This window comes from Rhodovulum viride (genome assembly GCF_003265965.1).
GTDB classification, from domain to species: Bacteria; Pseudomonadota; Alphaproteobacteria; order Rhodobacterales; family Rhodobacteraceae; genus Rhodovulum; species Rhodovulum kholense.
Window position 1 is genome coordinate 1 of sequence record NZ_MUAV01000161.1, and the last position, 579, is coordinate 579.

Genomic DNA, 579 nt, shown 5'->3' on the forward strand with positions numbered 1-579 from the left:
ATCTGGCCCGCCGCGGCGCGTTCGGTCTCGGTCAGATCGGTCCGCGCGGCCCAGAAGGTGGCGAGGCTTTCCCAGGCGCCCGTGGGTTCGTTCAGCGCGTTGCGCCCCGCGCCTTGGCGCTCGAAGGTGACGCGCCGGTCGAGACGCGGGCTCATTGGCGGCACCAGATGCCCGGCCGCCGGTAACGGGCCTGACGGATCAAGGCCCGCGCGCCGAAGGCGATGCGGGGGCTTTCCACCGTCTCGATGGCGATCCCCGCCTCCAGCCAGTCCCGCGCGATCAGGATCACCGCCTGGGCCAGCGTCGGCGGCACGATGTCCGGGCCCACGGAAAGCGTGATCGCCAGCGGAGATCCTTCGGGCACCGCCGCCAACGCACCCTCGGCAAAGAGGATCTGCGGTTCGCTATCGGCAAAGAGAAGCCGGGCGGCCCCGGGATCGAGGGGGATCTCGCCCATCTCGCCGTCCGACCGGGTCACGCCCAGCAGCTCGCGGGCGGGCGCGACCGGCACCCACCAGCGGCGGCCCTGTCCGGCCGCGGTTTCGAACCGGACCCGGCGCAGGGTCAGCGGGCGGCGGG

The 579-nt window shown here is 73.4% G+C and carries 2 protein-coding genes; both read right to left on the reverse strand.

Annotated elements, in window-relative coordinates; translation table 11 throughout:
* Window positions 1-155 (reverse strand): phage head completion protein (locus BYZ73_RS24255; RefSeq protein ID WP_181498165.1); only part of this gene is annotated, 155 nt, incomplete at its 3' end.
* Window positions 152-579 (reverse strand): head-tail connector protein (locus BYZ73_RS23200; RefSeq protein WP_112317601.1); only part of this gene is annotated, 428 nt, incomplete at its 5' end. The genes BYZ73_RS23200 and BYZ73_RS24255, both read right to left, overlap by 4 nt.